The 8267-nt window shown below is 35.3% G+C and carries 7 protein-coding genes; 2 read left to right on the top strand and 5 right to left on the bottom strand.

Annotated features, from left to right (window positions below):
• Together COZ07_RS08370 and clpB are read left to right on the top strand one after the other, a co-directional pair.
• Positions 1–844: histidinol-phosphate transaminase (locus COZ07_RS08370; RefSeq protein WP_406608110.1), on the top strand; the 844-nt coding region annotated here is incomplete at its 5' end.
• A gap of 8 nt (positions 845–852) precedes the next feature.
• Positions 853–3447: an ATP-dependent Clp protease ATP-binding subunit gene (gene clpB, locus COZ07_RS08365; RefSeq protein ID WP_406608111.1), complete on the top strand. Its 2595-nt coding sequence runs from the start codon at positions 853–855 to the stop codon at positions 3445–3447.
• A gap of 16 nt (positions 3448–3463) precedes the next feature.
• Here the strand turns inward: clpB and COZ07_RS08360 are convergent, their stop codons facing one another.
• The 5 genes from COZ07_RS08360 to COZ07_RS08340 all read right to left on the bottom strand — a co-directional run.
• On the bottom strand, positions 3464–4279 hold the full coding sequence (locus COZ07_RS08360) for a hypothetical protein (protein WP_406608109.1): 816 nt from the start codon (positions 4277–4279) through the stop codon (positions 3464–3466).
• Positions 4280–4341: 62 nt separating this feature from the next.
• The gene (locus COZ07_RS08355; RefSeq protein WP_406608108.1) at positions 4342–5631 is read right to left on the bottom strand and encodes a TRAP transporter large permease; all 1290 of its coding nucleotides are present in this window, start codon (positions 5629–5631) and stop codon (positions 4342–4344) included.
• A complete protein-coding gene (locus COZ07_RS08350) occupies positions 5631–6113 on the bottom strand; it encodes a TRAP transporter small permease (RefSeq protein WP_406608107.1) in 483 nt (160 codons plus the stop codon). The genes COZ07_RS08355 and COZ07_RS08350 overlap by 1 nt, the downstream gene beginning before the upstream one ends.
• 66 nt (positions 6114–6179) lie before the next feature.
• A complete protein-coding gene (locus COZ07_RS08345; RefSeq protein WP_406608106.1) occupies positions 6180–7247 on the bottom strand; it encodes a DctP family TRAP transporter solute-binding subunit in 1068 nt (355 codons plus the stop codon).
• A 52-nt stretch (positions 7248–7299) separates the two neighbouring features.
• Positions 7300–8267: dihydrolipoamide acetyltransferase family protein (locus COZ07_RS08340; protein WP_406608105.1), on the bottom strand; the 968-nt coding region annotated here is incomplete at its 5' end.

The raw sequence follows: 8267 nt of genomic DNA, 5'->3' as shown, positions 1-8267 counted from the left end.
CTCCGAAAAAGGAAGAAGAATTATTACCACCGCACCCTCTTTTGCCATGTATAAAATTTATTCAATTATTAACGGATCTAATTTTGTACAAATTCCTTTAAGTCAGAGCAATTTTAGTTTAAATGAGGATAAAGTTTTAGAGGAAGCAAAAAAAGAAGATTCTTCTATAGTTTTTATAGCTTATCCTAATGCTCCTACCGGAAATTATTTTGCTGAGGATAAGATTATAAAAATAATTGAAGAATCAGGTTGTTTGGTAGTAGTGGATGAAGCTTACTATGAGTTTGGGGAAAAGACTTTTGTCCCTCTTATTTCTCAATACGATAATTTAGTTATTCTTAGAACATTTTCTAAGGCTTACAGTTTAGCCAGTTTACGGGTGGGATATCTACTTTCTAATCCTGAAATCATAAATGAAGTGAGAAAAGTTAAAAGTCCATTTAATGTAAATACTTTTTCTCAACTTGCCGCCCAGGCGGTTTTTGAAAATAAAGAAATTTTGAAAGATAGTATAGAGAAGATTATTAAAGAACGCGAAAGATTAATAAATAGAATAAATGAACTTCCCTCTTTCAAAGCTCACCCTTCGCGGACTAATTTCGTTCTGGTTGAAGTTGGTTCTAAAGAAAATACAGACTTAGTTTATAATAATTTATTAAAACAAGGCATTTTAGTTCAAACAGTTTCTGACCCAGCTTTTTCAACCTCCAGATATTTTTTGCGTATAACTGTAGGAAATAAAGAAGAGAATGATATTTTGATTAAAGGTTTAGAAAATGTGTCAAAGAACCGTTCCCTGACACGCGAAGGACAACCGTCCCCTGACATGATTGTAAAGGAGTGATAGAGATGATGAAATTTGATAAATTTACTATCAAAGCTCAGGAAGCAATTGGTGAAGCGCAGCAAATTGCTTCCAACTATAACCATCAAGAGATAAAAAGTGAACATCTTTTATTAGCATTAATTAATCAAAAAGACGGAGTTGTGCCTTCGGTATTGCAGAAATTAGAAGTTAGTTCTGAAGAACTTAAAGTAAAATTAGAAAGAGTATTAGAAAAAATTCCTCAAGTCTATGGAGGTGGTGGAGGGCAGCAATATATCGGAAATGAACTTAACGATATATTAAATACGGCTCAACGGGAAGCTCAAAAAGTAAAAGATGAATATGTTAGTACGGAACATTTATTTATTGCTTTGGTTGAAGCAGAAGGAACCAGGGTTGGTGATTTATTAAAAGAAGAAGGGATTAACCAGGATAAAATTTATCAAGCCTTGGTAAATATTCGAGGGAGCCAAAGAGTGACTGATCAAAATCCGGAAGAGAAATATCAGGCTTTGGAACGTTATTCTCGTGATTTAACAGAGTTAGCCAGCAGAGGAAAACTCGATCCGGTGATTGGGCGGGACGAAGAGATAAGAAAAGTGATGCAAATTCTCTCCCGCCGTACCAAGAACAACCCTATGCTAATAGGTGAACCTGGAGTAGGGAAAACTGCCATTGCCGAAGGCCTATCTCAAAGAATTGTACGGGGAGATGTTCCGGAAGGATTAAAGAATAAGAAAATAATAGTCCTGGATATAAGTTCTATGGTGGCAGGTGCAAAATATAGAGGGGAATTTGAAGATCGTCTAAAAGCAGTTTTAAAGGAGGTTCAGGAATCTGAAGGAGGAATCATTGTTTTTATCGATGAAATTCATACTTTAGTAGGAGCCGGAGCAGCCGAAGGCGCCATAGATGCTTCCAATATGTTAAAACCAGCCTTAGCCCGGGGAGAATTACACTGTATTGGGGCGACTACTTTAAGAGAATACAAAAAATATATCGAAAAAGATGCAGCTTTAGAGCGGCGTTTTCAGCCTGTCCTGATTAAAGAACCCTCAGTAGAAGATACTATTGCTATTTTAAGAGGTTTAAAAGAAAAATACGAAGTGCACCATGGGGTAAAAATTAAAGATTCCGCTTTAATCGCAGCAGCTATCTTATCTGACCGCTACATTTCCGATAGATTTTTACCTGACAAAGCTATCGATTTAGTTGATGAGTCAGCTGCTAGCCTAAGAATAGAGATTGATAGTATGCCTATCGAAATAGATGAAGTGGAGAGAAAAATTATTCAATTAGAGGTAGAAAAACAAGCTTTAAAAAAAGAGAAAGACACTGGCTCTCAAGAACGTTTAAAAAAGATAGAGCGGGAACTAAGTTCCCTTAAAGAAAAAAGGGATAGCATGAAATTGCATTGGAATAATGAAAAAGAATATATTCAAAAAATTCATGAGATAAAAAGTAATATGGAAAAATCTAAATTAGAAGCCGAAAAAACAGAGAGAGAAGGGAATCTTAATCGAGTAGCCGAGTTAAGGTATGGCGTATTGCCGCAGCTTCAAAAAAAATTAGAGGGAGAAAATAAAAAGTTGGCTTCTTTACAAAAAGAGACCAAGATGCTTAAAGAAGAAGTGGATGAAGAGGATATTGCAGAGGTTGTCTCTAAATGGACTGGTATCCCTGTTGGCCGGCTTATGGAAGGCGAAGCGAATAAATTAGTCAGAATGGAAGAAGAGCTTACCAAAAGAGTAGTTGGACAAGATGAGGCGATTAGATTAATTTCCAATGCGATAAGAAGATCTCGAGTGGGGATAGCCGACCCCAATAGACCGGTAGGATCATTTATTTTTATGGGACCCACAGGAGTAGGGAAAACCGAGCTTGCTCGAAGTTTGGCCGCTTTTTTATTTAATGATGAAAACACCTTGGTGCGTATTGATATGTCTGAATATATGGAGAGACACAGTGTGGCCCGGTTAATCGGTGCCCCGCCCGGCTATGTAGGATATGAAGAAGGTGGTCAACTCACTGAAATTGTCAGACGCAAACCTTATTCAGTTATTCTCTTTGATGAAATTGAGAAGGCCCATCCCGATGTTTTTAATGTTTTGTTACAGATTTTAGATGACGGCCGCCTAACTGACGGACAGGGCAGGGTAGTTAATTTTAAAAATTCTATTTTGATTATGACTTCGAATATTGGAAGCCAGTGGATTTACGAAATGAACGAGGAGAATAGAGAATCTGTCATGCAGAAAGTAAACGATTCTCTTCGTGAGCACTTTAAGCCAGAATTTTTAAATAGAATTGATGAGATAATTATCTTTAACCATTTGGATAAAGAACAGATTATTAAAATTGTGGATATTCAGTTGAATATTCTAAAGGAGAGATTGCAGGGCAAGAAGATTGGTTTGAAAGTGACTACAAAAGCAAAGGAATTTTTAGCTGAAAAAGGGTATGATCCCCATTATGGTGCTCGACCCTTGAAGAGAACTATTCAAAGATACATTCAAGACCCCTTGGCTTCGCAGATTCTGGAGGGAGTTTTTAAAGAGGGGGATAAATTAGAAGTTGATTTGGATGATACAAATGAGAAAGTAGTTTTTAAGAAAATGTAGATTTGATATGAGTTAGCTAGTTGTAATGATATATTTCTTTAATAAAAATATTTTTGTTTTTATTGAGTAAAAATAGATAAGAGATCGATATAAAATAAATTGCTACGAAACCTAAATTTAACCCAAGCTTTGGGAGTAAATACCAACAAGAAATATAAAAAACCAGCAAAGTGCTTACACTAAAAGAAAATCCATAAATAACCGAAGGATATAAATTTTTTTGTTCTTCAAAATGCAAAAGGACTAATAAAGCAAATAATGTAGATGGGAAAGAGCTTAAAATTCCCGCCCACCTGCTTCCAGCAATTGAAGCAATTTCTGTAAGTATTGAAATGATAGTTCCTGCCATTAATCCTCGAATTAAAAGCTTTGTAATAGAATTTTTATTTTTTTTCTTAATTATTTGATTTATTTTTATTTTTTTTAAAATAAAAATATTCATAAAAAATATGATGAAAAATATCATAGTAGCCAAAAGAAGATTAAAGCCTAATTTGTAAATCAAGTAACCTGAAACAAAAAAAGAAATAAATCCCATTAATGAAGAAGTAGCAATAGAAATTAAATTATTTTTTGGTTGGAAATATCTTCCTGTCACCAGATAAAAAAAACAGAATAATATAGAAGAGGATAGAGCTGAAATCCCCCAGGGGATTCCCCTAACTAAAAATGGTATTCCTTGCTGATAAGAAATAAAATAAACAGATAAACCCACTCCCAGTGGAAGTCCTGAAAATATTCCGCCTAAGACCGGGTTAATCCTTGTTGAAATTTCAGCTAATAGTGCAACTATTGCAGTTGAAATTAATATTTTTATTAATATTAGATTCATTTGAATCATACTCTTTTAGTCATAATATATAAACGAATATACACTAATCAATCAGCTATTTATTATGGAATATAAAGTCCTGAAGCAACGGGAACATATAGACTGATTTGGGGGAAGAAAGTAAGGAATATTAAGCCTAATATAACTGCGAATACGTATATCCATACCTCCTTGGCGACTTTATCCAGGTTACTGTTTATTAAATTTGCTGCTACATACAGGTTAACTGCAACCGGAGGAGTAATCTGTCCAATAGCCAGGGCAACCACGAATATTATTCCGAAGAATAACAGATCGATATGGTAGTAATTAAGTATGGGAATAAAAATAGGCATAAAGACATAAATAATAGAAATGGCATCAAGAAACATTCCGGCAATAATGATAGCTAAATTTGCCAGAAGCAGTACTGCTATAGGAGTTTTAGCGATAGAAATAATACTCTCGGCCATGATATCTATTACGCCTAAAATAGCAGATGCGATGGAGAATTGAGTAGCAAAGGTAACTACAAACATAACTACTGCAGAAGTAATAACCGTACCCACCAATGCTTCGTAAAGTCCTTTAAGAGTGAGAGTTTTGTAAACAAAAAATCCAACAAAAATACTATAAAATACCGTAAAAACAGCAGCTTCCGTGGGAGTAGCGATGCCGGCATATATTCCTCCCAGGACTATAACCGGTGCAAGTAAGGCCCAAAAAGCATCTTTAGTAGTCATTAAAATTTCTTTTACCGTTCCCCCTTTTTCTATTCCCCGAAAATTTCTTTTTTTAGAAATAAAATAAGCAGCTACCATTAAAAATAAACCGATAATTATACCTGGTATAATTCCTCCTAAAAAAAGTGCTCCCACGGATACACCAGTTACATTGCCATATATGATAAAAGCTATACTGGGTGGAATAATGATGGCCAGTCCACTAGCTGCAGCAATGGTGGCAGCTGAAAAATTTTTATCATAATTTTGGTAAATCATTACCGGAATAATGGTTAAGCCGATTGCAGCGGTAGTTGCCGGACCAGAGCCGGAAACAGCTCCCCAAAAAAGGCAGGTCAGGACCCCGGCAATAGCTAAACCTCCGGTTGCCCTTCCTACAAGAATTGTAGCCAAGTTAGAAATTTTTTCTGCAAGTTTTGCTTTTTGCATTAAAATGCCGGCCAGGACAAAGAAGGGGATAGCGATTAAGGGGAATTTAGCAATACCTGAAGCAAAATTTCTGGAAATCATGGTAACACCCAGGCCATATTTCCAGATAGAAAATACTGCTGCAAATCCCACCGATGTTCCGATAGGGACACCGATTAAAAGAAGAAGAGCGAAAATTCCAAAAAGAGTGAAGATTTGCATTATTTCGCCTCTTCTCCTTCAATTTTTTTAAATTCAATTTTTAATCCTTTATAAATATTTTTAAAAATAAAGACCGAAAATAGGGGAATTCCAGCAATATACATCCATTCGGGAATTCTTAAGGCCTCGCTTTCCATATGAAAAATGGTTATGTCCATATAGATTTCTCTAAAGGCATAATAATTGACAATTAAAAAAAGAAGAGCACTTAAAGATGCTGAAATTAAAGCCGCAGTTTTTTTAAGGGTCTTTGGTAATTTGTCATAGATAGTCACCACTCCTAGGTGAGCACCTTTTTCAAAAGCGATAGCAATACCTAAAACGGTAACCCATACAAAAAAATGAACCGTAACTTCTTCGGTAAAGGCAAAAGAAAGATGAAAAATTTTTCTGCTTAAGACGTTTATAAATGTAATCGATGCCATGATAAAAAGTAAAATTGCTGAAATTAATTCCTCAATTTTTAATTTATTCCCTTCCATTCATTCCTCCATTTTTTAAAAAGAGGGGGCATAAAATCCCCCTCTTTTTACTTATTATTTGCTTTATTATTTAGCCATATCTAACTTGGCAGCAGCAACAAAATCGGTTCCTACTTCAGTAATCCATTTATCCAGTACCGGCTTAGTTGCTTCTTTGAAGGCATTCAATTCTGCCTCAGTCAGTTTAGCTACTTCCATTCCCATAGTTTTAACATAAGCAATTTGATCTAAAATATCAGGAGTTTCTCCAAATTTATCTTTTAGAAGGTTGATAGAAATATCTCCATCAAGTCCTCTTCTTACAAAGGCCTTTTCCCACATTCCTGCTTCTTCTGCAGTTTCCTTTATAATAGTTTGTATATCTTTCGGGAAAGAATCCCATACTCTTTTATTGACTACAAAGAGAAGGGGGTCAGCTAAGTAATTCCAATTCGTGACATATTTATGATACTCCCAGATTTTAACCGGAAGAAGAATACCGTAAGGATTTTCCTGTCCATCCACTGCTCCCTGTTGGAATCCAGTAACGGCATCTGCCCAGTTCATATGAATGGGATCTGCGCCTAATTGTTTGAAGATATCATCATATATGGGAGTAGGACAAACCCTTAATCTTAATCCTTTCGTATCTTCCGGTGTTCTTACCGGTCTTATATTATTGGTTAATTGTCTAAATCCATTTTCACCCCAGGCTAAAGCCTTGACTTGCATTTTCTCCATCTCGGCAAACAATTTTTTCCCGGTTTCGCCATATTCAATTTTGTCTAAATTTTCAAAAGTATTGATGAAAAAGGGTAGAGAGAAAAGGTTATGTGATTTTACTACGGGAGAAGAATTTATAGTGGATTCTACTGCGAAATCTATACTTCCTTCGGCAACTGCCTGGAACCAGTTCATCTGTTTACCGGCAAGAAGTTGACTTCCCCAGTATGGTTTTACATTAATCTTTCCGCCGGTCCTTTCATTGATCAAATCACACCATTTTTGTGCACCCATTCCCCAGCCCATGGTATTACCTACATTTAAGGTCATGGTATATTCTGTTTTGGGTTTAAATTCTTGTGCACTACCTGCGGAAAAACTAATTCCCATTAAAAGTAAGACGACTAAACTTAAAATTACAATTTTTTTCATTTTTTTCTCCTTAAATTTTTGATATGAATTTTCTAATTTTTTATTCTCGAAGCTAGAGATCTATAAACTTTTTTCTTTCACCTCCTAATAGGGCTGGATTTTCAATTAATCTGGCTAATTTTTCTAAGAATTTTGCGGCATCTGCTCCATCTATTATTTGGTGGTCATAGGAAAGAGAAAGATAAGCTAACTCCCGTATGCTGATTTTATCTTCGTCAACGATCACAGGTTTTTTGATTATTCTTCCGATTCCTAAAATTGCCACTTCTGGCGGGTTAATAACTGGAGTAAATATTTCTGTTCTCATCATTCCTAAATTAGTCAAAGTAAAAGTTGAGCCCTTGATATCATTTTCAGAAATTACACCTTTTCTTGCTTCATCAGCTATTTTTTTAATTTGGTCATTGATTGTTTCTAAGTTTAATTTGTCAGTATTTCTGATAACCGGAACCATCAATCCTTTTTCCGTGTCCACGGCAATGCCTATATGAATATTATTATATATGATTACTTCTTTTTTGTCATGATTAAAGTGAGCATTAAATTGATTTAGCTCTCTTAAAACTTTAGATAGAAAAAAGACTAAACCAGAAGTTATACTGACCTTGTTTTCTTTCATTAGTTTTTTAAATTCAGTAAAATCAACTTCTGTGGTATTGGTTAAAGTGACCGCTGTATGAAAAGATTTGGATAGTCTTTCAGCGATGGTCCTTCTTAAACCTGAAAGTTTTTCTATTTTAAAATCCGCCTTGTTTTCCGAAACAGAAGAGAGATAGATAAGAACATCTTTTTTTTCTATCCTTCCAGCCGGTCCTGTACCGGTCATTTGAGAGAGGTCGAGATTTTTTTCTCGAGCCATTTTTTTGGCCAGAGGGGAGGCTTTTATTCGTCCTTCTCTTTCCAAAGGAGCAACCTTCATAGAAGGAATTTCTTCTCTTTCCGGGATTTCATCTATTTTCCCTGGTTCTTCTTTTTCTTTAATCTCTTTAATTTTCTCTCCTTCTTCTCCAATGATAGCAA

It is taken from the genome of Candidatus Infernicultor aquiphilus (assembly GCF_002784285.1).
Classification (GTDB): domain Bacteria; phylum Atribacterota; class Phoenicimicrobiia; order Phoenicimicrobiales; family Phoenicimicrobiaceae; genus Infernicultor; species Infernicultor aquiphilus.
The sequence above is the reverse complement of the archived record's forward strand: the minus strand, read 5'-3'. Positions and strand labels throughout refer to the sequence as shown.